Origin of the sequence: Halorubrum sp. Atlit-26R, from assembly GCF_003666015.1 — an archaeon.
Lineage (GTDB): Archaea > Halobacteriota > Halobacteria > Halobacteriales > Haloferacaceae > Halorubrum.
In genome coordinates, this window is the sequence record NZ_QPLT01000005.1 from 46,078 (window position 1) to 70,646 (window position 24,569).

The window sequence follows — 24,569 nt, forward strand, 5'->3', positions numbered from 1 at the left end:
CTCCGAGGGCCGGCCGAGCGTGACGGCGAAACGGTATATAAATGAACGAACCGGCTGCCACGAATACTTATAAATAGCACCGCGGTGCGGCGGCGCGTGCCTGTGAGCGGCCGGAGCGAAGCGGAGGCCGCGAGACAGCACGCGCGAGGGAGTCAGTCGCCGGAGCGAAGCGGAGGCGACTGACGAGGTTGGGGAGGCGTGAGGCTGCGGTGCTGGGCGGGACTCAAAGGGGCAGCCGCGTGGCCGCAGTAGGTGACGTAAGCACCGCAGCGAGCGGAGCGAGCGAGGAGCGCAACGAGCGTACTGCGGCCACGCGGCTGGGGCTTTGGAGGTGTCGTCCGCGTCGCCGAAGCGATCGCGTCTCAGCGAACGTCGGTCTCGTTCGACGCCGATTTACGCCTCACGCGTCAACGCGGACGTGTAATGGGATACGCGTGCCCGGTCTGTGACACCCCGCAGCGCGACGGCGAACACCTCGCGCACCACCTCGCGTTCACGGCGATGCTCCACGGCGGCGACCACGCCGACTGGCTCGACGAGCGCGTCGACGACTGGAGCGACCGCGAGCCCGACGGGCTCGCGGCCGAGGTGACCCCGCACGCCGATGACGCCGAGTACGAGGAGGTGTTCGAGGACACCGTCCCCCGCGGGCGTCCCGACGTCGGGATGGGTTCCGGCGGGGCCGCGGACGCCGCCGACCACGCCGGCCACGATCACGCGGGTCACGCACACGACTCTCCAGCGGACGCCGGCGCGCCGACGCCCGAGCAGGTCGACGACCCCGAGGTCGCCGAGGCGCTGCGCGAGGCGCGCGAGATGACCCGGAAAGCCGCGGCTGACGAGCCCGACAATGACCCCGATTCCGCTGACGACGACGCGGACGCGTAACGGAACGCCCTTTTCGGACCCCGTTCAAGTCGGCGTATGGAGACAAGAGGCACGTTCGCCCCCGAGACGCGCGCCGAGGCGCTCGAACGGTACGAGGAGGTCGGCCCCGTCGCGCAGGTGGTCGTCCGCGAGGCGACGAAGGCGATGTCGTTCGACGCCGACGAGTACGACGAGCGCGTCACGCCCGAGGTGATCCGGACCGCCCGCGACGCGACGTTCGCCGAGCTGCTCGCGGTCCACGTCGGCGAGGGCGACGAGTTCGACGCGTGGCTCGCCGACAGCGAGTTCGACGACGAGGACGTGGTCCGGATCGGCTCCGACAACGTCGACAACGTCGTCTGGCACCCGGTCCCCTTCGCGGACACGGTGATCGCGGCGACGTATCAGGAGGAGCCGGACGCGGCGGCCAGCACCCTCCGGCGCAACGCCTTCGGGCGCGTGTACCGCGAGGAGTTCTACGAGTCGGGCCGATAGGTCGGCCGCGGCGGCGGTCTCCGGCACGACGGCCGCGAACCACGGAGCGGCTGCTCTCCGAGACGAGCGAAACCGCAAAATCGGACCGCGAGCGCCGTCGACGGCGACGCGACCGGTTCGGCGCCTTACAGGCGACCGACGTTCTCGACCGCGACGGACTCGACCTCTTCGACCTGCGAGAACGCCTCCTCGACGGCCTCCGTGCCGCCCGCGCCGTCGGGGACGATGACGGTCGGCAGGAGCGCGACGAGCCCGAACGCGACGTCGTCGCGCTCGAAGCCGCGGATCTTCGCGCCCTCGGGGAGGACCTCTTCCAGGCGGTCCTGAAGGTCGTCGAGGTCGACGTCGGGGCTGTTCGGCATGACCTTGATCTTGGCGGCGACGTCGCCCATCTCAGGGCCCCCGGAAGCCGCAGTCGTGGCACTCGTAGAGGTTGCTCTGCTTCCGGCACTTCGAGCACCGGTAGATGGTGGCGCCGCAGTCCGGACAGGAGAACCGCGCGGCGTTCATGCCGGACACCTGAATCCCACAGGAGACGCACTGCGGGGTGGCTTGAGAGTCGCTCTGGCTCATACACGTACCTACCGGCGGCGACTTTTAACCGTTGTTCTTTTCGTCGGAACGCACCGTGCGCCTCGGTACCGTGCCGCTCGACGGACGCGATCCCGGTGTCTCGTGAGGGCTACGGCGGCGCCGCTACCGCCGCCGCTGCCGCCGGTCACCCGACGATCAGCGGGCCGATGAGGACCCCCATCAGGTGAACGCGCCGCGCGCCGAGCCGCGGCGGGACGAGCCCCAGCGCGCCCGCGACGAGGAGGAGACCGACGCCGAACGCCCCGGCGAACGCGTATGACACGACCGCGAGCAGCCCCAGCACGCCGACCGAGAGCCGGGTGTAGTCGGCGTTCCCGACGATCCGGAGGTACGGGTCGCCGACGAGCACGACGAGGGCGAACCCGAAGCACGCGGCGGTCGCGGCCGCGACGAGGAGCATCGGCAGCGCGAACGGCACGCCGGCTCGGTCGATCGCGACGGTCACGCCCGTCCGCGGCGTTCCGAGCGCCACCAGCGCGAACAGCGCGAATATCGTGTTCGCCGTGCTGGCGCCGCTCGTCGCCACGACGAACCCGCGCTCGGCCGACGCGCGCGGCACCGCGGGCATCGCGGCCACGGCGGCGATGGCGGCCGACACGCCCGGCACGTAGCCGACCACCGCGCCGGCGAGCGAGCCGGCGCCCGCGCTCGTCCCGAGGTCGCGCGCCCGCATCGCGATCCGGGCGTCCGCCTGCGGCGGCACGCCGTCGCCGCCGAGCGCGTCGACGAGGACCGGGACGCCGAACAGCCCGGCGAACAGCGGCGCGAGGACGCCGCCGGTCGACAGCGGCGCCGCGGGGTCGGCGTTGAGCGTCGCGAACCCGAGCGCGGCGCTCGCGAGGAACGCGAGCAGTCCGCCGACCGCGGCCCGCCGCGACGACTCGGTGAGAACGAGCAGCGCGACGACGCCCCCGAGCAGCAGCGGCAGGTGCGCGCGCAGCGCCGGGTACCACCGCGTCATCAGCCACGTTATCGGGACCGCGAGCGGTACGGCGAGCGCGACCGCCAGCCCGGAGCCGACCGCGGAGAGGCGGAGTGCCTCACGACCGCGACCGGCGATCACTAAGCGGTGGCCGGGGAGCGCGGCGACCGCGGTCGCGGCGTCGGGCACGCCCAGCGCGAGCGCGGGGACGATGTCGAGAAAGGAGTGGACGACGCCGGCGCCGAGCATCGCGACGCCGACGAACAGCGGGTCGGCCGGCACCGACGGGGCGAAGCCGGCCAAGAGCAGCGCGAAGTTGTTGGCGTGGAGCCCGGGGACCAGCCCGCTCGCGGTCCCGAGCGCGACGCCGCCGAGCAGGAACGCCAGCGCGCCCGCCGCGAACGTCGGGTCGACCACCGGCCGCACGAGCGCGTCCATCGAGGCGGGATGGCCGCGGCTCCGGACTTAACGTGTCGGGCGGTCGCGACGGGCCGCAGAATCAGTGCGATTCGAACCGAGCGGTTAGGCGTGCTTCGCCGCCTGCGCCTTCTTCTGGGTGACGTAGCCGGCGATCCGGTTGCGGACGCCCTTCGACTCGACGGTCGTCAGCGCCGTGACGCTCTCCTTGTTCGTCTCGAAGTCCGTGTTGAACGAGTCGGGGTACCGCTCCAGCAGGGCGTTCCCGAGCTGTTTGATGTACTTGGGTTTGATGGCCATACCGAGCGATACCGGAGGGCCGAACTAAAAGGGTTCGTTCCGCCGCGAGCGGCCGCGAGCCGGAGTCGCGACGGGGTTCGTCCCGACGCGTCACGCCTCGTCGGCGCGCTCCCGCCACCCGGTCGCCTCGTCGATCCGCGCGAACGCCTCGCGCTCGGCCGGCCCGCCGCAGCGCTCGACCACGTCCGCGAAGTAGCGGAGCCGGTCGAGCAGTTCGGCGGTGTCGAACGCCGGCACGTCGAGCCGCGAGGCGGCCACGGTGGCGTCGACGACCGCGCCGAACCCTCGGTTGACGGTCGGCACGCGCTCGCTGACCACCGCCGACTCCGCGGGCGACAGCTCCCACGTCCGGACCGTCGTGTCCCCCTCCGTCTCGGCGGCGACCGCCTCGACGTCGACCTCGACCCAGGCGTCGGCGCTCGGGAGGACCGGATCGTCGACCTCGGTGACCGTCAGCGCCGCGTCGACGAACGTCCGCGGGTCGGCGGTGAACTGGACAACGCCGCCCCCGCGCTCGTCGAAGTTCCGCCACGTGCGGGTGCGCCCGTAGGTGCGCGCGGTGACGGGACCGTCGGGTTCGCCGTCCGCGTTCGTCTCGGGCGCGTGGAGCCCCAGCGCCGCGACGTTCCACCGGTCGTTCGGCCCGAGCGTCGTCACGACGGACTCGGTGACGCCCCGGAGCGGGACCGGCCAGCCGTCGGGAGCGACACCCTCGAACCCTCTCGGCCCCTCGTCCTCGGACTCCCTCACCTCGTCGCTCTCGTCGCCCTCGCCGCTCACGGCGCCACCTCCGCGCCGCGGCGGAGCGCGACGAACAGCGCTGCGCAGGTGAGGTCGGCGGTCGTGCCGGGGTTGATCCCCTCGGCGACGAACGCCGCCGCCAGCGACTCCGCGGCGTCGAGGTCGGCGCCGTGAACGGCGTCGGCGCTGACCCCGGAAACATTCCCTACCGGGCCGCTCGGATCCCCCGCGTCAGGCTCCAGAATCGCTCTCGCCCGCCCGCTCGCCTCGCGGGCGGTCTCCGCGTCCAGCGTCGACGCGACGAGGGTGTCCGGCTCCGCGGCGAGCAGCCCGAGGAACGCCCGCGCCGCCCGGTCGGCGAGCGGCCCCTCGTCGGTCAGGATCCACTCGGCCGCGCGGAACGTCCGCGGGAACCCCTCGGTCCACTCGGCCGCGTTGCGGTCGGGAACGCGGTCCGGGTCCTCCGTGGTCTCCGGGTCGCCGGGGTCACCGGCGTCGGCCGATAGCGCCAGCACGTCGCGCAGGGTCGCCCCGCGCTCGCGGAGCGCGGGCTCGGCGTCGCTCCCGCGGCGCACGTCGAGGTCGGTCGCGTCCGACGGCGGGTCGTCGACCGCGACGTCGACGGCCTCGAACGCGCGGTAGAAGGCGACCGCGTCGTCGACGGTCGTCGTCCGACAGACCGCGTCGAGGCCGTCGGGCGAGAGCCCGCGGTCGGGATCCGCGGCCGCGCGCACCAGCGGGACCAAGAGCAGCAGACAGCCGAACTGGGTGTTCGTCCCGGCGCGCGCGGCCATCCCCGACACGGCGCGCTCGAACGCGGCGCCGACCGCCGGGACGTCGTCCGCCGGCCCCGCGTCCGCGGCCGTCTCCCCCGCCAGTTCGAGCCCCGCCCGCGCGCCGACGGCGCCGCCGAGGAACGCCTCGAACCGCAGGTCGTCGAGGTCGCGGCGCCGGTCGACGTTCCCGGGCTTCGGCGTCCCCGAGACCTCCAGCAGGAGCGCGAGCGTCGCGTCGTCGACCGGGTCACCGGTCGCTTCCCCCCGTCGCCCGTCGCGGGTCACGGCCTGACCTCCGGTTCGGGGTCCGCGCCGCCACTCCCCTGCCGGAGCGTGCCGTCCCGCCACTCCCCGACCGCGTCCGCGACGCGCGAGAGGACCGGCGGGTCCTCCGTCGGGCGCCCCACGCTCACCGCGTCGGCGCCGTGTCCCGCGTACTCGGCGACCGTTTCGCGGCCGCGGACGCCGTTGTTCGCGACGAGCGTCAGGTCGGCGAGCGCGGTCTCCTCCCCGCTTGCGGGCGCCGCGTCGACCGCCGCCGCGAGGTCGGCGATCACGGCCTCCGAGTCCATCGCGTCGACGTGGAGCCAGTCCGCGCCGGCCGCGGAGACGCGCTCCGCGACGGCGACGAGGTCGACCCCCGGCACCTCGGCGCGGACCTTCACGCTCGTCGTCGTGCCCGTCTCGGCCGCCGCGGCGACGTACCGCGCGAGGCGGTCGGGCTCGCGCAGCAGCGACTCGCCGCAGCCGACCGCGCGCAGCTCCGGCTGCCGGCAGTGAGCGTTGACCTCGCAGACGGCGCCGCGGTCGGCGCAGACGCGCGCGACCTCACGGACCGGCCCGGGCGTCGCGCTCCGGACGTTGACTCCGGGGCGGACCGGCGCGTCGGCGAGCGCGTCGAGCTGGTCGGCGACGAAGGAGAGCGGGTCGGCCGGGAGGAACTCGGACCGGCCGCGCGCGACGAGGTCCCGGGCGGCCGCCCGGCTGGCCGAATCGAGCGCGACGCCGCCGAGGAGGGCGACGTCGACGTGCTCGGCTACGTCTCGCGCCCACGCGGCGTCGGCGGCGCCGCTGAGGCTCGCGGCGACGAGGAAGGGCGCTCGCGTCACTCCGCGCCCTCCCGCGGCGGCGCGTCCGCCGCGTCGTCACCGGTCGCGTCGTCACCGGCTGCGTCGTCCGCGATCGCCGCCAGCGCGCGTTCGCAGGCGCGGGCGACGCGCTCGGCGTCGTCCGCGTCGTCGATCCGCGTGTCGGTACGTTCGACGTGCCGGTCGGGGAGTTCGGTCGGATCGTCGTCGTCGAGCACGAACGCGTCCGCGAAGGGATAGGAGTCGGCCACGCCAGCCGTCGAGGGCTCGCGGCCGACGCCCGCCATCAGCTCCGCGGCCGGCCCGGAGAACACCTCGTCGCCGACGAACGGCGAGACGGCGACGACGGGCGTCTCGCGGAGCGCGCGCTCGAAGCCCGGCAGCGCCAGCATCGGCCCGAGGCTCGTCACGGGGTTCGAGGGGCCGATCACGACGGGGTCGGCGAGCGCGTTCAGCACGGCGTCGGTGGGCTCGGCGTCCGCCGCGCCCCGGAACTCCACGTCGGCGACCGGCGGTTCGCCGCGGCGCGCGACCCAGTACTCCTGGAAGTGGAGCGTCTCGCCGCCCTCGGTGTGGACCAGCGTCGCGACCGGATCGTCGGACATCGGCAGCAGGTCGACGTCGAGGTCGAACGCGTCCGCGAGCGTCCGAATCGCCTCGGTGAGCGACCTCCCCTCGTCGAGCAGGCTCGTCCGCGTGAGGTGGACCGCCCGGTCGCGGTCGCCGATCTCCATGAACTCGCCGACCGCCGAGAACCGCCGCCACCGGGCGATCTCCCGGCCCGCCGTCTGCGCTTGGTCGTCGAGGTAGCGGGGCGCCGCTCCGAGCCCGACCTCGTCGGCGAGCCGCCGCAGCTCCTCGTGGGTCGCGGTCGTGTCGCCGTCGATCCCCCACCACGTCTCGCGGTCGAGGACGCCGCCGCCCGCGAACAGCACGGTGTCGACGTCGGGGCAGACGAGGTGGCCGCCGAGCTCGACGTCGTCGCCCGTGTTGGCGACGACCGCGGTCTCGGTCGACTCGAACACCCGGGCCGCGCCGTCGAGGAGCTTCGGCGTGCCCGTCCCCCCGGCGAGGAAGGTTACCATACCGGCGCAAGGCGACCCCCGGATTTGTATCCTCGCCTCCGCGGGCGACGAGTCGGATCGAGGCGAGGTCGACGGCGTCATTTATAAGCGACCGACGACGCGCTACCGATCTTCGCGGTCGGCGCGTGCCGGCGAGCGCCCGCAGGGCGCGAGTCGCACGCGCGAGGGACGCCGCGAGCGACCGGAGGGAGCGAGCGGCGAGGCTGGGGAGGCGTGAGGTGCGGTCGCTGTGCGGTGCGGGGCGGGACTCGAAGGGGCAGTCGCGAGGCGGGCGCAGGCGACGTAAGCACTGGAAGGAGCGAGCGCAGCGAGCGACTGAAGCGCGCAACGAGCGTGCGCCCGCCTCGCGGCTGGGGCTTCGGGGGTGTTCGTCGTCGATCCGCTGTCGGTTATTTATAAGCGAGCGGCTGGGTCTTCGGCGGTGTTGGCCGTCGGTCCGTAGTCGGCTATTTATAAGCAAACGGCTGAGGCTTTGGAGGAGTCAGCCGTCGATCTCCGGTCGATCATTTATAAACGAACGGCCGGGGATCTGGACGCGGTCGCAGCGATCTCTTAAAAACGCGGTTCGACCGAATATACCAGAGAGTCGACGCCGAGACGAGATCGAAAAAACATCGAGACCGATCGGCCCGCGATCCGCTCTTATACGTGCCTTACGCCAGCTCGTCGATTTTCTCGACGACGGCGTCCGCGAACTCGCTGGTCGCGAGCTTCTCGCCGCCCTCGATCTGTCGGTGGAGGTCGTAGGTGACCTTCCCGGAGGCGATGGTCTCCTCGACGGCGTCGCGGACGAGGTCCGCGGCGTCGTCCCAGCCGAGGTAATCGAGCATCTCGCGGCCCGAGAGGATCATCGCGGTGGGGTTCACCTTGTCCTCGCCGGCGTACTTGGGCGCGGAGCCGTGGACCGGCTCGGCGAGACAGCGACCGTGACCGAAGTTGGCGCCGGGCGCGATGCCGAGGCCGCCGATCTGCGCGCCGGCGGCGTCGGACATGTAGTCGCCGTTGAGGTTCATCGTCGCGATGACGGAGTACTCGTCGGTGCGGGTCAGCAGCTGCTGGAGCATGTTGTCCGCGATGCGGTCCTTGACGACGACGGTGCCCTCGGGCTGCTCGCCGTCGTGGTCCTCCCAGAGCTGGTCCTCGGTGATCACGTCCTCGCCGTACTCCTCCTCGGCGACCTCGTAGCCCCAGTCGCGGAAGGCGCCCTCGGTGAACTTCATGATGTTCCCCTTGTGGACGAGGGTGACCGAGTCGCGGCCGTTGGCGACCGCGTAGTCGATCGCCTCGCGGACGAGGCGCTTCGAGCCGAACTCGGAGATGGGCTTGACGCCGATGCCGACCGGGCCGTCGTGGATGACGTCCGCGATGCCCATGTCGTCCTCGAGGAAGTCGCGCACCTGCTCGACCTCGTCGGTGCCGGCCTCCCACTCGACGCCCGCGTAGACGTCCTCCGTGTTCTCACGGAAGGTGACCATGTCCATCTCCTCGGGGCTCTTGACGGGCGACGGGACGCCCTCGAGGTGGTAGGTGGGGCGGACGTTCGCGAACAGGTCGAGCGTCTGCCGGAGCGCGACGTTCAGCGAGCGGAACCCGGCGCCGACGGGGGTCGTCAGCGGGCCCTTGATCGCGACGCGGTGGTTCCGGATGGCCGAGACGGTGTCCTCGGGGAGGTTCTCGTCGTACTTCTCGCGGGCGCTCTCGCCCGCGTAGACGCGCATCCACGCGATGGAGCGGCCCGTCGCCTCGGCGGCGGCGTCGAGTACCTGCTGCGCGGCCGGCCCGACGTCGGTGCCGATCCCGTCGCCGTGGATGATCGGGACGATCGGATTCGAAGGAACGTTCAGCTCGCCGGTCTCCTCGTCGGCGAGCGTGATGGCTTCGCCGTCGTCGGGTACGTCGACCTTATCGTAGCTCATGAACGTTCGTGGATTCAGTTGGGCCCCTAAAGTGCCTGCCGTTTTCGGCGTGAGCGTCGCGCTCGCAGCGTTTGCCGGTTCTACCTCCCGGTCCGCCTCAGACCGGTTCGACCTCGACGTCGAACATCGACCGCCAGCGGTAGCGCCGCCCGCCCCAGACGAACGTCCGCCGCGCGAGCGCGTACGCCATCAGCGGCGGGGCGATCAGCACCCCGGGCGCCGCGAGCAGGAACGTCGCGCGGTCGATTCCGAATCGAGCGTACGCGGCACCCGCCAGCGCCGTGACGAGCGCCACGCCCACGACCGGCGCGAACAGACAGAGCGCGGCCGTGACGACGCCGAAGACGGCGTTGAACGCGGTCGCGGCCGGGGCGTGGTACCGGGTGATCGTGAAGAACCGGACGAACCGCTCCAGCGACCCCCGGAGCGACCCGCCGGCCTCGACGTAGCGCGTCCGGTCGACCGCCGACACGTCGACGTGGTCGGTGAGCGTCCCGTCGTCGCTGACGGTCCGGCGGAGGTCCCGACGGAACGCCGCCTCCCCGTCGCGGAGGTCGTCGCGCTCGAATATCACCGCGCCGCCCCACGCGACGCCGGCGGCGAACACCGCGAGCGTCCCGCCGATCACGTACGCCGGCTCGAACAGCCGAGCGAGGGGGTCGAGCCCGACGAACACCGGTACCTCGGTGGTCGGCCCCCGCCGGTCGTAGTCGGCGTCGAGCGTCGCCAGCCAGTCGGCGGGATGGCGAAAGTCGTCGTCGGTCCACGCGATCCGGTCGTTTTCGGCCGCCTCCATCCCGGCCGCGATGGCGTTCGCCTTCCCGGAGCAGCCCTCCGGCTCGCCGGCGATCACGACCCGGACCCGCTCCGGGAGGTCGCCGCGCCGGTCCGCGACGGGGTCGTCCGCGGAGTCGCAGATCACGAGGAGTTCGTCGGCGGCGGGGTCGGCGCCGTCGGCGTCGCCGTCGCCCTCACCGCCCTCCCAGTCGCCGCGGAACGCCTCGGGACCGCGGAGCTGCGCCGCCACCTCGTCGCAGGCGTCGGTCCAGCGGACGGTCGGGAGCAGGACCGACACCGGCGTCGGGCCCGTCGACGCCGAGCTCGGTTCCGAGTCGGTCACGCCGGGCGGTTCGGGCGGCCGATTTATAAACGCAGGCGGTCGAACCGTGGGCCCGCTCGTCGCCTCCCCGGCGCCGCCGGTCGTCACGATGCCCCCGACTCGCCCGCCGGCTTCCGGACGTTTATGTGGCCGCCGCGGGACCCTCCGGTATGCGAGTCATCGTCCACGGCGGCGCCGGCGGCGCGCCGGACGACCCGGAGCCCAGACAGGCGGTCCTCGACGAGGCGGCCGCGCGCGGCGCCGACGCCGCGACGCCGCTCGACGCGGTCGAGTCGGCGGTCGGCGTCCTCGAGTCGGACCCCCGGTTCAACGCGGGCGTCGGCGGAGCGGTCCAGTCGGACGGCGTCGTCCGCACCGACGCCGGCGTGATGACCTCCGACCGCGAGATCGGCGCGGCCTGCTCGATGCCGGGCGTCGAGCACGCGGCGAGCGTCGCCCGCGTGGTCCACGCCGAGACGCCGCACATCTTCGTCTCGGGCGAGCACGCCGTCGACCTCGCCGACGATTTCGGCGTCGAGACCGGCGTCGACCTGCTCACCGACGAGAAACGCGAGCGCTACGAGACCGAGGACCCGCCGCGGGGCGGTTCCCGCGAACACCTCGACTGGCTCGCCTCGCGGTTCGGATCGGGCGACGACCAGGCGGGGGAGCGCTCGGAGAGCGATGCGCCCGACCACGACACGGTCGGCGCGGTCGCGACCGACGGCGACTCGTTCGCGGCGGTCACCTCCACGGGCGGCCGATCGTTCGCGCTCGCGGGGCGCGTCGGCGACGTGCCGCAGGTCGGCTCGGGCTTCTTCTGTACCGAGGCCGGCGGCGCGAGCGCGACGGGCGCCGGCGAGGACATCGCGCGCGTGACGCTCTCGCGGCGCGCCGTCGACTTCCTCGACGACGGCCTCGACGCGCAGGCCGCGGCGGACCGGGCGATCGAGGAGTTCGAGGAGCTAACGGGGTCGGGCGCGGGCGTGATCGTCCTCGGCGACGAGGGCGCCGGGAGCGCGTTCAACACGGAAGAGATGCAGACGAGCGCGGCCGAGAAGTAGTCGGCGGCGCGGAGCGGCGGTATCGAAGCCGAAGCGGCCTCCGCCGCGGGTGACAAGCGGGGCCCCATCGCTATTCGAGTTCGGCTTCGAGTTTCGGATTGCGGTTCGTCGTGGGGACGTCGGAGCCGATGAGCTCCCCGCACGCGTCGACGAACTCGGCGTCGGCAAGCTCTCCGCAGAGGACGTGCGTCCGCTCCTCGGTGGTGATGTACACGTCGATCACCTCGCGGTTCGGTCGCGAGAGGAGGCCGTAGGTGACGTTCCAGCCGCCGACCGCGAAGAGGCCGAGGAACCCCGCGAACGCGACCTCGGTCCGCGTCTCGACCCGTCCGAGGTAGACGGCAGCGACGATCCCGACGGTGAGGACCAGAGAGACGAGGAGGAAGAACAGTCCGAGGAACGTGTGTCGGAGGAACGCGGTGTTCCGTTCGAACTCGACGGCGGTCACGTCGCCGACCGGGACCGACACGGGGGTGTCCTCCGAGGGCGGGGCGTACGAGACCTCCCCGTCGGCCGCGGTGAACGAAACGGTCCGTTCGCTGTTAACGACGTATTCGCCGACGTGAGCTTCCGTCGCGAAATCCATTTGAGAGGACCAGACGTGTCCGGCGTATTCCATTCCTCTTGATATGTACGTTGCGGTACCTGTCTGCGGTCGCTCCCGCCTACCCGAGCCGCTCGTCGAGGATGAGCCGCGTCTTCGTCGACTTGACCTCGTCCATCTCGCGGGCCTTCGTGATCAGTTCGTTGACCGCGCGCGTGTCGACCGCGTCGACGACGAGGACGACGTCCTCCTCGCCGGAGACCTGCCAGACGAAGTCCACCTCCTCCCACTCCACCATCCGCTGACCGACCGCGTCGGTGTTGACGTTCATCTCCACCGAGATCTCGATCATCGCCTTCACGTTGCCGGTGCGGGTCGTGACGGTGAACCGCTCGATCACGCCCTCGTCTGTCATCCGGTCGACGCGGTTGCGCACGGTGCCCTCGGAGGTCCCCACCCGGTCCGCGATCTCCGTGTACGGGGTCCGCGCGTCCCGCCGCAGGATCGAGAGGATCCGTCGGTCGAGGTCGTCCATACCCGATCCTCTCTCCCCCGCCGCCTTACCCGTTACGAATATCGTAACTAACCTTCGAACGACGCATTTATTATCCTTTGCGCGTACGTTTCTCGTAATGTCGGACGCCTACATCGCGCTGGCCGACGGACGCGTGCTCGAAGCGCGCGCCCGTGCGCCGGGGCGCACCCGCGGCGAACTGGTGTTCACGACCGCGTACACCGGCTACGAGGAGTCGCTCACCGACCCCTCCTACGCCGAGCAGGTGCTCACCTTCTCGTACCCCCTCATCGGGAACTACGGCGTCCGAAGCGAGCGGTTCGAGTCCGAGTCGGTCCAGCCCCGCGCGGCGGTCGCCCGCGAGCTGACCGACGACGTCGCCGACTGGCTCGCCGAGGAGGGCGTGCCGGCCGTCGACCACGTCGACACCCGCGAGATCGTCACCACCGTCCGCGAGGAGGGCGCGATGGCCTGCGGGATCGCCGCCGGCCCGGACGCGACCCCCGAGGACGCGGTCGAGGAGATGGAGGCGTGTAAGCCGATGAGCGACCACGTCGACATCGGCGCGCAGGTCTCGGTCGCCGAGCCCACCGTCCACGAGAGCGCCGACGGCGGCGACGTCGACGTCGCGATGCTCGACTGCGGCGCGAAGGGCTCGATCGTCTCCTCGCTCACCGAGCGCGGCGCGGACGTCCACGTCCTCCCGTACGACGCGACCCCCGAGGACGTGGCGGCCGTCGACCCCGACGTGCTGTTCGTCTCGAACGGCCCGGGCGACCCGGAGAACTTCGTCGCCGCGCAGGACGTGGTCGACGAGTTCGCGGGCGAGCTCCCCCTCGCGGGGATCTGCCTCGGCCAGCAGGTGATCACGAGCGCGCTCGGCGGCTCGACGGAGAAGATGGCGTTCGGCCACCGCGGCGTCAACCAGCCGGTCAAGGACCTCCGCACGGACAAGGTCGTGATGACCACCCAGAACCACGGCTACACGGTCGCCGACACCGGCCCGCTCGAAGTGACGCAGGTGAACGTCAACGACGACACCGTCGAGGGCCTCGACAGCGAGGAGCTGGACGTCATCACCCGCCAGTACCACCCCGAGGCGAACCCCGGTCCGCACGACTCGCTCGGCTTCTTCGACGAGGTGCTCGACCTGGCGACCTCGTCGCGTCGAGTCGCGGCCGACTGACCGCTCGCTCACCGAGTTCCCGCTTTTCCGGTTCCGGCACCCTCCGCTGACCACACGGAGTACCACTCGGTCGACGCCCGCGACGTCCGTCCCCGATTCATCTCGGCTCGCTCTTCGCACCTTCCCCTCCTCGCCGCGGACCGGCGACGTTTTCTCCCGCCGCCTCGCAGGGTGACGCATGCCAACCGAGATCCTGCTCACCAACGACGACGGGATCGACGCCGTCGGGATCCGGGCGCTCGCGGACGCGCTCTCGCGCGACTACGACGTGACGGTCGTCGCGCCCGCGACGAACCAGTCCGGCGTCGGCGGCGCGCGCTCGTGGTGGGAGACGACGGTCGACTACACCGAGACGGACCGCGGCTACGCGGTCGAGGGCACCCCCGCGGACTGCGTCGCGGTCGCGGACGTGGCGCTCGGGCTCGACCCCGACGTCGTCGTCTCCGGCTGTAACCACGGGCCGAACATCGGCGCGCACATCCTCGGGCAGTCCGGCACCGTCGGCGCCGCGATGGAGGCCTCCTTCCTCGGCACGCCCGCGGTCGCGGTCTCGCTGTACGACCGCGGCAACCTCCCCGTGCCGCCGACGCTCGACAACGGCGACTTCGCGGTTGCGGGCGAGGTCGTCGCCGACCTGATCGACCGCGCCGAGGCCGGGAGTCACGCCGGCGACGGGGCGCGCGACGGCGGCCTCGAACTCCCGTTCGGCGCCGACGTGCTGAACGTCAACGTCCCGGCCGCGGACGACGAGGCGGCGGCGGATCCGACCTACCGCCTGACCGAGCCCGCGCGCGGCTTCGACGTGATCGAGTTCCGCCCGGGCGAGGAGGGGCCGGACGACGAGAACGTCCCCGAGGGCTGGGAGTTCGGCGAGCGACGCGGCGAGATGGGGATGGAGCTGCGCGACCGCTTCTGGCGGGAGTTCCTGCGCGGAAACGTCCAAGACGACCCCGGCTCGGACCGCCGCGCGGCCGTCGAGGGCGAGGTGAGCATCTCGCCGCTGTCGAGCTCCCGGTCGGTCGCGGGCGAGAAGGCGGGCGACCTCGTCGAGCCGGCCCGGGGCGCGGAGACTGGCGCCGACTGACGGGCCCGCGCCGTTCGGCGGAAGCGGAGGCGGCAGAAGCGGGTGACCGGTCGAGTTCAGCGACGCGGGCGTCGGCGCCCGCTGCCGGCGAACTCCGCCGCGAGCCGCCCGAGGTACCACACGACGACGAGGCCGAGGCCGAACCCGGCCCCGGCCGCGGCCAGGAGCTGTATCGGCGACGGGTCCAACTGGAGGGCGATAAGCGGCGGCGTGGCCGTGACGACCGCGAGCAGCACGAGCTTGATCTTCCGGTTCCCGGCGTCTCGCTCCGCCTCCGAGATGGGTCCTACCACCGCGACCCCCCCGACATCGTTTCGCGGACCGCCGACGTGACGCTCATGCGCTACCCACGCCCCCGGCGACCATCAAGGCGACGAACCGGTTCGGGTCTCCGGCGCTCTTCGCCCCGGCACGCGGTGACGGCCGGCGCGAGACGAGGTCGGCGCGCGACGACCAGTCGACCCTCTGGGTTCCGCTCGTTCAAAAGCGTCTCGACAGTTCACGCCGGTAGCGGACCGTTACCGCCGTGAACGGTCTGGGTCGTTTAAGCCCGTCCGACCGCTGGTGTCGGACGCCCCTACCCGCTCCCGGACCCGCCGGCGCGCGTCGCCGATCCGGCGACTCCCCGGGACCCGCCCCTCCCCGCCGTTTCGCGGCGTTTTTGACCCGACACCGAGAAGCGAGGGACATGGACGACGAACTCCGCGAGCGCGTCGCGGCGGCCGGCGAGGCCGCGGCGCTTTACAACGCGCTCAAGCACGGCAGCGACCCGGACGTGGGCGCGATCATGGGCCCGATCATGGGCGAGAACCCCGAGTTCCGCCCCCACGGCGACGAGATTCCGGGCGTCCTCGCGCCGGTCGTGAACGAGGTCGGCGAGATGGACGAGGCGGCGCGCCGGGAGCGGCTCGGCGAGCTCGCGCCCGAGCGGCTCGCGGAGTTAGAGGCGGACGAGGAGGAAGACGAGCACGTCCTCCCCGACCTCCCGAACGCCGAGGACGGCGCGGTCGTGATGCGCGCCGCGCCGAACCCGAACGGCCCGTGGCACGTCGGCCACGCGCGCATGCCCGCCGTCATCGGGACCTACAAGGAGCGCTACGACGGCGAGTTCATCTGCCGGTTCGACGACACCGACCCGGAGACGAAGCGGCCCGACCTCGACGCGTACGACGCCATCCTCGAGGACATCGAGTACCTCGGCTTCGAGCCGGACCGCGTGCTCCGGGCCTCGGACCGCTTAGAGACGTACTACGACCACGCCCGCGAGCTGATCGACCTCGGGGGCGCCTACACCTGCTCGTGTTCCGGCGACGACTTCTCCGAGCTGAAGAACGCCGGCGAGGCGTGCCCGCACCGCGAGAAGGACGCCGAGACGGTTCACGAGGAGTTCGAGGCGATGGTCGACGGCGAGTACGGCTCCGGCGAGATGGTCTTGCGGGTGAAGACCGACATCGAGCACAAGAACCCCGCCTTACGCGACTGGGTCGCGTTCCGGATGATCGACACGCCGCATCCCCGAGAGGAGGCCGCCGACTACCGCTGTTGGCCCATGCTCGACTTCCAGTCCGGCGTCGACGACCACCTCACGGGCGTCACCCACATCATCCGCGGCATCGACCTCCAGGACTCCGCGAAGCGCCAGCGGTTCGTCTACGACTACTTCGGCTGGGAGTACCCCGAGGTGCTCCACTGGGGCCACGTCCAGGTCGACGAGTACGACGTGAAGCTGTCCACGTCGACGATCAAGCAGTTGATCGCGGACGGCGAGCTGACCGGCTGGGACGACCCGCGCGCGCCGACCATCCGGTCGATGCGCCGCCGCGGGATTCAGGGGCAGGCCCTGGTCGACTCGATGACCGAACTCGGGATGTCCACCTCCGACGTGGACCTCGCGATGTCGTCCGTCTACGCGAACAACCGCGACTTAGTCGACGACGGGGCGAACCGCTACTTCTTCGTCCGCGACCGCGAGGACGACCCCGCCGTCGAACTCCCGGTCGTCGACGGCGACGCGCCCGCGCCCGAGGCGGGCCACCCGCGACTCCACCCCGAACACCCGGACCGCGGCGAGCGCGAGGTGCCCGCCGGGCGGGTCGCGGTCGAGTCGTCGGACCTCCCGAGCGAGGGCGAGCGCGTCTGGCTCAAGGGATACGGCCCCGTCCGCTACGAGGGCGACGAACTCGTCTTCCTCGACGCCGACATCGAGATCGTCCGCGAGGGCGACGTGGACGTGATCCACTGGGCGCCGGCCGACGAGGGGCTCGAGACGCTCCTGCGGACCGTCTCCGGCGACGTGCGCGGGATCGCGGAACCGGCGCTCGCGGAGGTCGACCCCGACACGGTCGTCCAGTTCGTGCGCGTCGGCTTCGCCCGGATCGACGCGTTCGACCCCGAGGCGACCGACGAGGCCGACGGCCCGAACGGCTCCGAGGACCTCGTGGCGTACTACGCGCACCCGTAGGTCCGCGCGTTTCGAACTGCCCGACCGAATTCGTTCGTCGGGGAGTTTAAACCCGCGACCGGCGAAGCGAGGGCAACGATGGCCATCGACTCGAACTTCGAAGCGAACCGCGAGCGGGTCGGCGAGGAGGACGGCGTCGCCGTCTGGGGCCCCGTCGAACCGCCGGAGAAGCAGGGGATCCGCGGCACGCACGTCGCGGTCGACTTCGACATCTGTCTCGCGGACGGCGCGTGTCTGGAGGACTGCCCGGTCGACGTGTTCGAGTGGGTCGAGACGCCGGGGCACCCGGAGTCCGATCGGAAGGCGAACCCCGCGGACGAGGACCAGTGTATCGACTGTATGCTTTGCGTGGACGTGTGTCCGGTCGATGCTATCGACGTCGACCCCGGACGCGAGAACCGTTTATAAATAGTCGCTGTTGTCGTTAATCGTGTGGTGACGGATTGCGTCGTCGGAGTTGTTCTTTTATAAATAGTTGACAGTGGATCGGCGGTGGACATCTTCAAAACCCCAGCCGCTCGTTTATAAACCGCTGGCTGTGGATGGGCGGTGAACACCTCCAAAGCCCCAGCCGGGAGGCCGCCGTACGCTCGCTGCGCGCTTCACTCGTCGCTCACTCCGTTCGCTCCCTCGCTCCAGTGCTTGCGTCGCCTACGGCGGCCTCCCGGCTGCCCCTTTGAGTCCCGCCCCGCACCGCAGCCTCACGCCTCCCCAGCCTCGCGGCTCCCTTCGGTCGCCGCGTCCCTCGCGCGTGCGGCTCGCGGCCTCCGCTTCGCTCCGGCCGCTCACCGGCACGCGCCAACCGCATCGTTCATTTATAAATAGTCGCCGTCTGCCCGCTCACTCGCTTATAAATCGCTCCCGCTCCTTGCGCGCGAACTCGGTCCCGTATCGCTCCACGAGCGGGACGTAGGCGTCGCCGAGCGCGCGCATACACGCGCTCGTCGAGACGAAGTCCAGTTCGTCGGCGACTTCCTCCCACGGCCGACCTTGGAGGACCTTCCGCACGAGCAGGCGCTCTTCGCGGTCGTCGAGTCCAACGTTCCCCTCGATCAGCGCCGCGAGCGCGAGGTCTCGGAACGCGCCGGGCGCGGTGTCGTACATCCCCGGGCCGACCGAGGCGCCGACGACCGAGCGCCACTCGGTCTCGGTGAGGTCGACCGGGACCGGGGCGGAGCAGGCGCGGAGCGCGCCGCGGACCACGTCCGGGTCGACGTCGCGGTGCGCGTCCGAGAGCCCGTCGCGCTCGCGGTCACGGAAGGCGACCGCGTGGCGGTCCAGGAGTTTCCGACCGGCCTCGGTCTCCGGGCGGAGCATGACCGCGGAGTACTCGCCCGAGGCGTCGTTGCGGCTCGTCGAGAGGTGGACGGTCCGGTAGCCCGCCCGCCGCCAGAAGCGGAGCAGCCGCGGCGTCGCGCCGTAGCCGACCGAGAAGTAGTCGAGGTCGCCGCCGGCCCCCCGCTCGCCGCCGAACTCCGCGTGGACCTCGTCGAGCAGCCGCGAGCCGAACCCCGCGTCCCGGAGCGCGTGGTGGGTCGCGATCCGGACCGTCCGCAGGCCGCGCGGCTCCGCGGCCGTCTCGTCGCGCAGCTGGCTCGTGAGCACGTCCGGGACCATGTTGCCGCGGACGCGCTCGCCCTCGTACATCCCGCGGCGCGTCTCGGCGTCGAGCCCGCCCTCCAGCGCGAGGAGCGCGACCGCGACCACGCGGCCGTCCGCGACGAGCGCCCGCGCGACGAGGTTCGGCGCGTCGAGCAGCCGTGCGAGGTCGTTCGGCTCAGTCCGGTAGTGGGCGGCGACGAGCAGCCCGAACGCCTCGCCGAGCAGCGTCTCGTCGGCGAGCAGGTCGTCCGGGTCGAGCGTGCGGTAGGTCGCCTCGTCGACCGTCACGCCGGATACGGCGGCGTCGACCGCGGGCCGGGCGTCGAGCAGGAGCGCGCGCGACGCCCACGCCTCGACCGGGTCGTTCCGCGCGTAGCGGATCGGCTCGTCGAGGCGCACGTCGCGGACCGAAAAGCGCGAGTCGAGCAGCCGCTCGCGGAACCGGACCGCGAACCCGCGGCCCGCCCCCTCGTAGCCGTGGACCGTCGTACAGAACGCGACCGCGGGCGCGTCGAGGAACCCCTCCAGCAGTCGCACCGGGAGCGCCGCCGCCTCGTCGACGATGACCGCGTCCGCCTCGGCCGCGACTTCCGCCGCGGCCGCGGGCGGAAGGAAGCGGACGCGCCCGCCGGCCGGCGTTCGGAGGTCGCGCTCGTCGTTCCCGTCCGAGTCGTCGCCGGCTTCGGCCGTGTTCCCGTCCGTCTCGCTCTCGATCAGCTCTCGCGCTCGGGCGAACACCTCCGCGGCGTTCCGGAACGCGGGCGCGGTGACGAGCACGTCGCGGCCCGCGAGCGCGAGCGCGCCCGCCGCCAGCCCGGCCGCGCTCGACTTCCCGCGCCCTCGGTCCGACTCGACCACGACCGCGGATCCGGGCTCGGCGAGCGCCTCGAACGCCCGCAGCGCCCGGGCCTGGTCGGCCGTGAGACACGCGCCGTACGCGGCCGCGGGGAACGTCGCGCCCGGCGGTGCGCTCGGAGCGTCGCGGTCGCCGGCCTCGTTGCCCTCGTCCGTCTGCCCCCCGGTGAGCCCGTCGCGCTCTACTACGTCGCCCGCCGCCACGTCGCCGAGCCCGACGACCGCGATTCCGGGATGCGTTCGGAGCGTCGAAACGAGGCGCTCCCGGAACCGCCCCGTCACGTCCTCGATTCCGTACGGCGGCACCGCCAGCGAGTCGTCGAAGCGGTCGCGAATCGCCGGCCAGTCGTCGAGCGCGGGCGTCAGGAGGATCAGGAGGCCGCCGCCGTCGACCGCGCCGACCGCCCGGCCGAGCGCGTTCGGGACGAACCGCTCGTGGCAGTCGAGGACGACCGCCTCGCGGGTACGCCCCAGCAGCTCGTCGGCGTTCCGCGGGCGCGTCTCCTCGAACCGGAACCCCTCGCGCGTCGAGACCATTGTGACCGTCTCGTCGTCGACCTCGAGCGACTCGACCGCGTCGTAGGCGGCGTCGAGCGCGCGGTCGCGGTCGCCGGCGAGCACGAGGACGCGCCGCTCGTTCGCCCGCTCGGCCTCGGCGCGCAGGTCGCGCGCGACTCCCGCGATCATCTTCGCCCGTCGTTGCCGAGGCGCGGACATGTGTCTTGCCCTCCGGGCCGGCGTCGTCCGCGTTGCCGGGTCGCCTCGGCGGCGCCCGCGAAGGCGGGAGGCTTACGGACGCTCGGCGCGTCGCTCCGGACATGACTACGGTCACGCTCATCGGGACGCGGCTCGCGGACGTGGGCCGCGAGTTCGTCTACGAGGGGGAATCGGCCGACTGCGAGGGGTGCCCCTACCGCGGCCAGTGTCTCAACCTCTCCGAGGGCACCCGCTACCGGGTGACCGGGATCCGCGAGAACGCGCAGACGCTCGACTGCGCCGTCCACGACGCGGGCGTCCGCGCGGTCGAGATCGAGCCCGCTTCTGTCCCCGCGAACGTGCCCTCGAAGCGCGCGTACGCCGGGAGCAAGGCGTCGCTCGCAGGGCCCTGCCCGCACACCGAGTGCCCGAGCCACGGCTACTGCGTCCCCGACGGCGCCGACTTCGACGAGGAGCGCGTCATCGACCAGGTGCTCGGCGAGCCGCCCCACGAGACGTGCGCGCTCGACCGCGACCTGACGCTCGTGGAGTTCCGCGCGGAGGAGTGAAAACTCGGCAGATCGGCCGTCCGCTTACAGTGACGTGACCGCGTTCAGCGTGATCCGGATCGCGCGCTCGACGTTGTCCTTCGCCTTCTCCGGCAGCTCGTCGTCCGAGTCGGCGCCCTTCTGCGAGCCAGCGACGAGGTTGCCGTCGACGGTGCAGATGGCGCCCGCCGCGAGCCCCTTGCGCCGCGCGAGCGAGAAGACCGTCGCGGCCTCCATCTCGATCGCGAGCAGGTTCGCGTCGTTCCAGTCGTCGACGTACTCGTCGCTCTCGTTGTAGAACGCGTCGTCGGAGACGATCGGCCCGACGTGGATCTCCTCGTCGTTGTCCTCGGCCGTCCCGACGAGCCCCGTGAGCACGTCGTAGTCCGGGACTGCGGGGTAGTTCGCCGACTCGTAGCGCTTGCTCGTCCCCTCCTCCTTGGCCGCGCCCGTCGCGACGACCATGTCGCCGACCTCCATGTCGGGCTGGAGCGCCCCGCAGGTGCCACAGCGGACGAACGTCTCGACGCCGACCCGAGAGAGCTCCTCGACCGCGATGGCGGCCGACGGGCAGCCGATTCCCGTCGAGCAGATCGTGAGGTCGACGCCCTCGTAGCTCGCGTTCACGACCTTGTACTCGCGGTTCTGCGCGACGACCTCGCTGTCGTCACAGAGGTCGGCGATCCGGTCGACTCGGCCCGGGTCGCCCGGGATGACCGCGATCTCGTGGACGTCGCCCTCCTCGACCAGCAGGTGCGGCTGTTTCGCCATACGCGCGGCAACAGCCGCCGCGCGCAAAAACCGACCGGTCGGCGGGCGGGGAAGCGCCGCGACCGCAATTTCATATCGCGATATAAAATTTATCAACGGCTTGTGGCCCCGGCGGCCGCGTCCCAATTCGTCCGCAGGCCTCTGCCGATCGGCCGGTTTTATCGCCCGGACGCGCGAGGTTCAGGGTATGTCCGACGCGAACGCCTTGGCCGACCTCGGCTCCACCATCGGCGCCCTCACGGTCGCGTTCCTCGTCGTCACGCTCGTCGCGGGGACGCTGCTGGATTTCAACTGGACGCAGGCGGTGCTGCTCGGCGGGTTCGCCGGCGTCGTGGCCGTCGCGTCGGCGTGGCTGACGGACCGGCGAGCGAGCGGCGACTGACCCCCTCGGGCGGGCGCTCGACCGCACTCGCCCGAGTATCGCGACTGAGAGCCCGGACGGAGGATTTTATACCCGCTCGGCGTCGACACCGCACAATGCGATTCAGTCGCGACCGTCGGGGCCAGTCGGTCGTGGTCGGAACGGTGATCCTGTTCGGGTTCCTGATCTTGGCGCTCTCGCTGTATCAGGTACAGATCGTTCCACAGGAGAATACGCAAGTGGAGTTCGACCACAGCCAGCAAGTCGAGGGAGAGTTCCTCGAGGTACGGAACGCGGTTCTGAGCGCGAGCCGCACCGGTGACGGTCGATCGACCTCGGTGAAGCTCGGAACGCGGTATCCACAGCGTACGTTCGCGTTGAACCCACCACCGGCCTTCGGCCGACTGTCCACCAGCCCTCCGCGCGAACTACGCGTAGAGAACGCCACCGTCGAAGGAGGGCCAAACGTCGTCGATTACTGGCAGAACCGAACTAACGTGGACGGAGCCATCGCGTTCGACACGCGCTCGCTGCGGTACTCACCCGAATACAACGAACTTCGGGACAGTCCCGACCTCGTGTACGAGCACTCCCTCGTCGTTGCCGAGTTCGAGAACACCGCTCTCGGCCGGAGCGGACAGACCGTGGTAGATAGCGATAATCGGCTCCGATTGATCGCCCTGAACGGAAACGTCGACGAGTCGGGTACTCGGCGGACGAGCGTGGACCCTGACGCGCTCTCCCAGAGTCGGCGCTCGGTGCGCCTGACGTCGGTCGGGGGAGATCCGGTCGTCATCGAACTCCCGACAGACATATCGCCGGACCGATCCGAAGACCTCGAGCAGGTGTGGAGCGATCGCCTCGGTACGGACGTACAGGGAGTCACCGTTTCGGGCGGAACGGTACGGATCGAACTCGACGGCTCCGAAGCCTATCGTCTGAGCTTGGGTGCGGTCGGAGTCGGTGACGGAACGACTGTTCCGAACGAGTCGGACGGATACATCACGAAGGTCTCCTCGAACAACGGTGTCGCGGTCGCTGAGGTCCGTGATCGATACAACAACCCCGTCGAGGGCGCGCGGGTCAACGTCTCGGTCGACGGGGCTTTCGAGGAGACGATACGGACCGACAGCGAGGGTCGCGTCAGCTACGAGGTCACCGACGTTTCCGACGTCGAAATGGAGATCAATGCCGGGACGGAAACGTGGGAGTCTGTTCTGTTCGAAAACGTCGGCGTTGGTACCGGTGGTGGCGGTGGAACGGAATCGCTTCTCGTCGCACCGGAAGAAGCGGTCGCGTTCAACGGTCCTGGATCCGCTGAACAAGGCGGATTCCAACTTGATGTCGAGAACCAACACGACGGAGCAATTCGCATCACCGACGTGACCGTGCTTCCGGAGAATCCCGACCTCAACGGGCTATCGGACGAAGCTGCCGGCTCTGGACCGGGGCGATCCGAACTGTACGTTGAGTCTGCTGGCGGTGCTGTCGGCGAAAAGAACGTACTCTTAGGGCTCGATCAGGAGTACACCTTCGTCCCGAACAGTGGGCTCCAGTTGAACCTCCAACGCGGCCCCGAAAAACGGGCGTACGATATTGGTGCGGAGGAGTACGTCGATGCTGAGACCGAATTCGCCGGCGCAGAGGTCCCGCTCGGATCCAACGACCGTGCGACGATCACGCTGGCCGAGTTCTACGAAGTCGGCCAGTCCACCGCGACCGTCGTCGATGTCGTCGGTGAAACGTTTAGCGTGACGGTGGGGTACAAAATTGACGGCGAACGGCGGACCGAGCAGTTCGTCACGACGGTTACCCAGGGACCGGTCGGGCAGGTGGACCTCCAAGACGACATCGAGGACACTGACGGGAGCTTCGAAGTGACGACCGACCAGTACCAGAACCTCGCAGAGGGGTGGGTCGTCGTTGAGAACGCCGCGACCGGCCAGACCGAATCGTTCGAATCGACTGACGGACAGACCACGACGGTCGACTCGGCTGATGTCGGCGGTGTGGCCGCCGGCGACGAAGTCGTCGCCACGCTCTACGAGAGCGATGCGGAACAAAACGAACTCGACGCGGACTCGACAGTTGTCGGGGGTGAACCGTTCGGGATATTCGCACAGGCTGACGCCGAGTTCCAAGGTGGACAGGGTAATGACGAGATGACCGCATCGTTTGATGCGGTGAGCGACAGCACGACGTACGAATTCACCATTGAAGCGTCTGTACAAGGACAGGGAAGTGAGTCAGTGACTGTGACCGTTGACGGAGAAGAGCTTGAATTTACTGGTACAGCAGCTGAGGCGTTCACCCGAAATAACGAAGAAGTGAATATACTTGATCCTAATTCCTACAACGATTTAACCGGAGGTCAAGAAACGCTGCTGGAGCAGATCCGGAACGACTTGAACAATACCTCTTCGATCGAAGGTCTCACGCAAGTCTCTGGCGACCGTGACTTAGAGAATCCGGACATTCGTCCTCAGTAATTCTAATCTGATACGGAACTGTAGTCCCACCTCAATTCGGGACTCCAGATTCTAACTGTTCCACGATCGACGTATTCCCCATCGACAAAGCCAT

The 24,569-nt window shown here is 70.7% G+C and carries 25 protein-coding genes; 10 read left to right on the forward strand and 15 right to left on the reverse strand.

Annotated elements, in window-relative coordinates:
* Positions 1–423 precede the first annotated feature (423 nt).
* Both DVK07_RS07165 and DVK07_RS07170 read left to right on the forward strand, forming a co-directional pair.
* Positions 424–888, forward strand: coding sequence for a DUF5810 domain-containing protein (locus DVK07_RS07165; protein ID WP_121596415.1), 465 nt, complete (start codon positions 424–426; stop codon positions 886–888).
* Between the two features lie 36 nt (positions 889–924).
* Positions 925–1,362, forward strand: a complete 438-nt coding sequence (locus DVK07_RS07170; protein ID WP_121596416.1) for a DUF5809 family protein — start codon at positions 925–927, stop codon at positions 1,360–1,362.
* A 125-nt stretch (positions 1,363–1,487) separates the two neighbouring features.
* Here DVK07_RS07170 and DVK07_RS07175 read toward each other — a convergent pair whose 3' ends face one another.
* The 10 genes from DVK07_RS07175 to DVK07_RS07220 all read right to left on the reverse strand — a co-directional run bounded on the left by DVK07_RS07175 (position 1,488) and on the right by DVK07_RS07220 (position 10,321).
* Entirely contained in the window at positions 1,488–1,754 is a 267-nt protein-coding gene (locus DVK07_RS07175) for an elongation factor 1-beta (RefSeq protein ID WP_004597304.1), read from the reverse strand.
* A gap of 1 nt (position 1,755) precedes the next feature.
* Complete coding sequence (locus DVK07_RS07180) at positions 1,756–1,935, reverse strand: HVO_2753 family zinc finger protein (RefSeq protein ID WP_004597303.1); 180 nt, start codon at positions 1,933–1,935, stop codon at positions 1,756–1,758.
* Between the two features lie 145 nt (positions 1,936–2,080).
* On the reverse strand, positions 2,081–3,316 hold the full coding sequence (locus DVK07_RS07185) for a tripartite tricarboxylate transporter permease (protein ID WP_121596417.1): 1,236 nt from the start codon (positions 3,314–3,316) through the stop codon (positions 2,081–2,083).
* Positions 3,317–3,400: 84 nt separating this feature from the next.
* Positions 3,401–3,595: a 30S ribosomal protein S17e gene (locus tag DVK07_RS07190; RefSeq protein WP_004597301.1), complete on the reverse strand. Its 195-nt coding sequence runs from the start codon at positions 3,593–3,595 to the stop codon at positions 3,401–3,403.
* Between the two features lie 90 nt (positions 3,596–3,685).
* Complete coding sequence (locus DVK07_RS07195) at positions 3,686–4,345, reverse strand: DUF447 domain-containing protein (RefSeq protein ID WP_121596564.1); 660 nt, start codon at positions 4,343–4,345, stop codon at positions 3,686–3,688.
* A gap of 26 nt (positions 4,346–4,371) precedes the next feature.
* On the reverse strand, positions 4,372–5,397 hold the full coding sequence (locus DVK07_RS07200; RefSeq protein ID WP_121596418.1) for a triphosphoribosyl-dephospho-CoA synthase: 1,026 nt from the start codon (positions 5,395–5,397) through the stop codon (positions 4,372–4,374).
* Positions 5,394–6,221 (reverse strand): tRNA-dihydrouridine synthase, encoded by an 828-nt coding sequence (locus DVK07_RS07205; RefSeq protein WP_121596419.1) that lies wholly within the window; start codon positions 6,219–6,221, stop codon positions 5,394–5,396. Before DVK07_RS07205 ends, DVK07_RS07200 begins: the two co-directional genes overlap by 4 nt.
* Positions 6,218–7,285 carry a 2-phospho-L-lactate transferase gene (cofD, locus tag DVK07_RS07210; protein WP_121596420.1) on the reverse strand — a complete coding sequence of 356 codons (1,068 nt, stop codon included), beginning with the start codon at positions 7,283–7,285 and terminating at the stop codon, positions 6,218–6,220. Before cofD ends, DVK07_RS07205 begins: the two co-directional genes overlap by 4 nt.
* Positions 7,286–7,938: 653 nt before the next feature.
* The gene (gene icd / locus DVK07_RS07215) at positions 7,939–9,201 is read right to left on the reverse strand and encodes an isocitrate dehydrogenase (NADP(+)) (protein ID WP_121596421.1); all 1,263 of its coding nucleotides are present in this window, start codon (positions 9,199–9,201) and stop codon (positions 7,939–7,941) included.
* Between the two features lie 97 nt (positions 9,202–9,298).
* Positions 9,299–10,321: a glycosyltransferase family 2 protein gene (locus tag DVK07_RS07220; protein ID WP_121596422.1), complete on the reverse strand. Its 1,023-nt coding sequence runs from the start codon at positions 10,319–10,321 to the stop codon at positions 9,299–9,301.
* 149 nt (positions 10,322–10,470) lie between these two features.
* Between DVK07_RS07220 and DVK07_RS07225 the strand changes: the two genes are divergently transcribed.
* Positions 10,471–11,364, forward strand: a complete 894-nt coding sequence (locus tag DVK07_RS07225; protein WP_121596423.1) for an isoaspartyl peptidase/L-asparaginase — start codon at positions 10,471–10,473, stop codon at positions 11,362–11,364.
* A 70-nt stretch (positions 11,365–11,434) separates the two neighbouring features.
* On the opposite strand, the gene DVK07_RS07230 is transcribed toward DVK07_RS07225, so the two are convergent.
* Together DVK07_RS07230 and DVK07_RS07235 are read right to left on the reverse strand one after the other, a co-directional pair.
* Positions 11,435–11,950, reverse strand: coding sequence for a hypothetical protein (locus DVK07_RS07230; RefSeq protein WP_121596424.1), 516 nt, complete (start codon positions 11,948–11,950; stop codon positions 11,435–11,437).
* A 79-nt stretch (positions 11,951–12,029) separates the two neighbouring features.
* Complete coding sequence (locus tag DVK07_RS07235) at positions 12,030–12,443, reverse strand: Lrp/AsnC family transcriptional regulator (RefSeq protein ID WP_121596425.1); 414 nt, start codon at positions 12,441–12,443, stop codon at positions 12,030–12,032.
* A 97-nt stretch (positions 12,444–12,540) separates the two neighbouring features.
* Between DVK07_RS07235 and carA the strand changes: the two genes are divergently transcribed.
* Entirely contained in the window at positions 12,541–13,608 is a 1,068-nt protein-coding gene (gene carA / locus DVK07_RS07240) for a glutamine-hydrolyzing carbamoyl-phosphate synthase small subunit (RefSeq protein ID WP_121596426.1), read from the forward strand.
* Between the two features lie 178 nt (positions 13,609–13,786).
* Positions 13,787–14,692 carry a 5'/3'-nucleotidase SurE gene (gene surE, locus DVK07_RS07245; protein WP_121596427.1) on the forward strand — a complete coding sequence of 302 codons (906 nt, stop codon included), beginning with the start codon at positions 13,787–13,789 and terminating at the stop codon, positions 14,690–14,692.
* 56 nt (positions 14,693–14,748) lie between these two features.
* On the opposite strand, the gene DVK07_RS07250 is transcribed toward surE, so the two are convergent.
* Positions 14,749–14,985, reverse strand: coding sequence for a hypothetical protein (locus DVK07_RS07250; protein ID WP_121596428.1), 237 nt, complete (start codon positions 14,983–14,985; stop codon positions 14,749–14,751).
* A gap of 395 nt (positions 14,986–15,380) precedes the next feature.
* Between DVK07_RS07250 and DVK07_RS07255 the strand changes: the two genes are divergently transcribed.
* Together DVK07_RS07255 and DVK07_RS07260 are read left to right on the forward strand one after the other, a co-directional pair.
* Entirely contained in the window at positions 15,381–17,153 is a 1,773-nt protein-coding gene (locus DVK07_RS07255; RefSeq protein WP_121596429.1) for a glutamate--tRNA ligase, read from the forward strand.
* Between the two features lie 78 nt (positions 17,154–17,231).
* Positions 17,232–17,561 (forward strand): ferredoxin family protein, encoded by a 330-nt coding sequence (locus tag DVK07_RS07260; protein ID WP_121596430.1) that lies wholly within the window; start codon positions 17,232–17,234, stop codon positions 17,559–17,561.
* A gap of 432 nt (positions 17,562–17,993) precedes the next feature.
* Here the strand turns inward: DVK07_RS07260 and tmcA are convergent, their stop codons facing one another.
* Positions 17,994–20,297 carry a tRNA(Met) cytidine acetyltransferase TmcA gene (gene tmcA / locus DVK07_RS07265; protein ID WP_121596431.1) on the reverse strand — a complete coding sequence of 768 codons (2,304 nt, stop codon included), beginning with the start codon at positions 20,295–20,297 and terminating at the stop codon, positions 17,994–17,996.
* Between the two features lie 131 nt (positions 20,298–20,428).
* Here tmcA and DVK07_RS07270 point away from each other — a divergent pair, with 131 nt between their 5' ends.
* A complete protein-coding gene (locus DVK07_RS07270; protein ID WP_121596432.1) occupies positions 20,429–20,875 on the forward strand; it encodes a UPF0179 family protein in 447 nt (148 codons plus the stop codon).
* A gap of 24 nt (positions 20,876–20,899) precedes the next feature.
* Here DVK07_RS07270 and DVK07_RS07275 read toward each other — a convergent pair whose 3' ends face one another.
* Positions 20,900–21,625, reverse strand: coding sequence for a nucleoside phosphorylase (locus DVK07_RS07275; RefSeq protein ID WP_121596433.1), 726 nt, complete (start codon positions 21,623–21,625; stop codon positions 20,900–20,902).
* A 187-nt stretch (positions 21,626–21,812) separates the two neighbouring features.
* On the opposite strand from DVK07_RS07275, the gene DVK07_RS07280 reads away from it, so the two are divergent.
* Together DVK07_RS07280 and DVK07_RS07285 are read left to right on the forward strand one after the other, a co-directional pair.
* On the forward strand, positions 21,813–22,007 hold the full coding sequence (locus tag DVK07_RS07280; protein WP_121596434.1) for a hypothetical protein: 195 nt from the start codon (positions 21,813–21,815) through the stop codon (positions 22,005–22,007).
* A gap of 143 nt (positions 22,008–22,150) precedes the next feature.
* Positions 22,151–24,475 (forward strand): Ig-like domain-containing protein, encoded by a 2,325-nt coding sequence (locus tag DVK07_RS07285; RefSeq protein WP_233565388.1) that lies wholly within the window; start codon positions 22,151–22,153, stop codon positions 24,473–24,475.
* Positions 24,476–24,569: the final 94 nt, after the last annotated feature.

Excerpts from the sequence above, each read along its gene's own strand:
- DVK07_RS07165 (WP_121596415.1), top strand. The coding sequence starts at position 424 with ATGGGATACGCGTGCCCGGTCTGTGACACCCCGCAGCGCGACGGCGAA.
- DVK07_RS07170 (WP_121596416.1), top strand. The coding sequence starts at position 925 with ATGGAGACAAGAGGCACGTTCGCCCCCGAGACGCGCGCCGAGGCGCTC.
- DVK07_RS07175 (WP_004597304.1), bottom strand. The coding sequence starts at position 1,754 with ATGGGCGACGTCGCCGCCAAGATCAAGGTCATGCCGAACAGCCCCGAC.
- DVK07_RS07180 (WP_004597303.1), bottom strand. The coding sequence starts at position 1,935 with ATGAGCCAGAGCGACTCTCAAGCCACCCCGCAGTGCGTCTCCTGTGGG.
- DVK07_RS07185 (WP_121596417.1), bottom strand. The coding sequence starts at position 3,316 with ATGGACGCGCTCGTGCGGCCGGTGGTCGACCCGACGTTCGCGGCGGGC.
- DVK07_RS07190 (WP_004597301.1), bottom strand. The coding sequence starts at position 3,595 with ATGGCCATCAAACCCAAGTACATCAAACAGCTCGGGAACGCCCTGCTG.
- cofD (WP_121596420.1), bottom strand. The coding sequence starts at position 7,285 with ATGGTAACCTTCCTCGCCGGGGGGACGGGCACGCCGAAGCTCCTCGAC.
- icd (WP_121596421.1), bottom strand. The coding sequence starts at position 9,201 with ATGAGCTACGATAAGGTCGACGTACCCGACGACGGCGAAGCCATCACG.
- DVK07_RS07225 (WP_121596423.1), top strand. The coding sequence starts at position 10,471 with ATGCGAGTCATCGTCCACGGCGGCGCCGGCGGCGCGCCGGACGACCCG.
- DVK07_RS07230 (WP_121596424.1), bottom strand. The coding sequence starts at position 11,950 with ATGGATTTCGCGACGGAAGCTCACGTCGGCGAATACGTCGTTAACAGC.
- DVK07_RS07235 (WP_121596425.1), bottom strand. The coding sequence starts at position 12,443 with ATGGACGACCTCGACCGACGGATCCTCTCGATCCTGCGGCGGGACGCG.
- carA (WP_121596426.1), top strand. The coding sequence starts at position 12,541 with ATGTCGGACGCCTACATCGCGCTGGCCGACGGACGCGTGCTCGAAGCG.
- surE (WP_121596427.1), top strand. The coding sequence starts at position 13,787 with ATGCCAACCGAGATCCTGCTCACCAACGACGACGGGATCGACGCCGTC.
- DVK07_RS07255 (WP_121596429.1), top strand. The coding sequence starts at position 15,381 with ATGGACGACGAACTCCGCGAGCGCGTCGCGGCGGCCGGCGAGGCCGCG.
- DVK07_RS07260 (WP_121596430.1), top strand. The coding sequence starts at position 17,232 with ATGGCCATCGACTCGAACTTCGAAGCGAACCGCGAGCGGGTCGGCGAG.
- tmcA (WP_121596431.1), bottom strand. The coding sequence starts at position 20,297 with ATGATCGCGGGAGTCGCGCGCGACCTGCGCGCCGAGGCCGAGCGGGCG.
- DVK07_RS07270 (WP_121596432.1), top strand. The coding sequence starts at position 20,429 with ATGACTACGGTCACGCTCATCGGGACGCGGCTCGCGGACGTGGGCCGC.
- DVK07_RS07275 (WP_121596433.1), bottom strand. The coding sequence starts at position 21,625 with ATGGCGAAACAGCCGCACCTGCTGGTCGAGGAGGGCGACGTCCACGAG.
- DVK07_RS07280 (WP_121596434.1), top strand. The coding sequence starts at position 21,813 with ATGTCCGACGCGAACGCCTTGGCCGACCTCGGCTCCACCATCGGCGCC.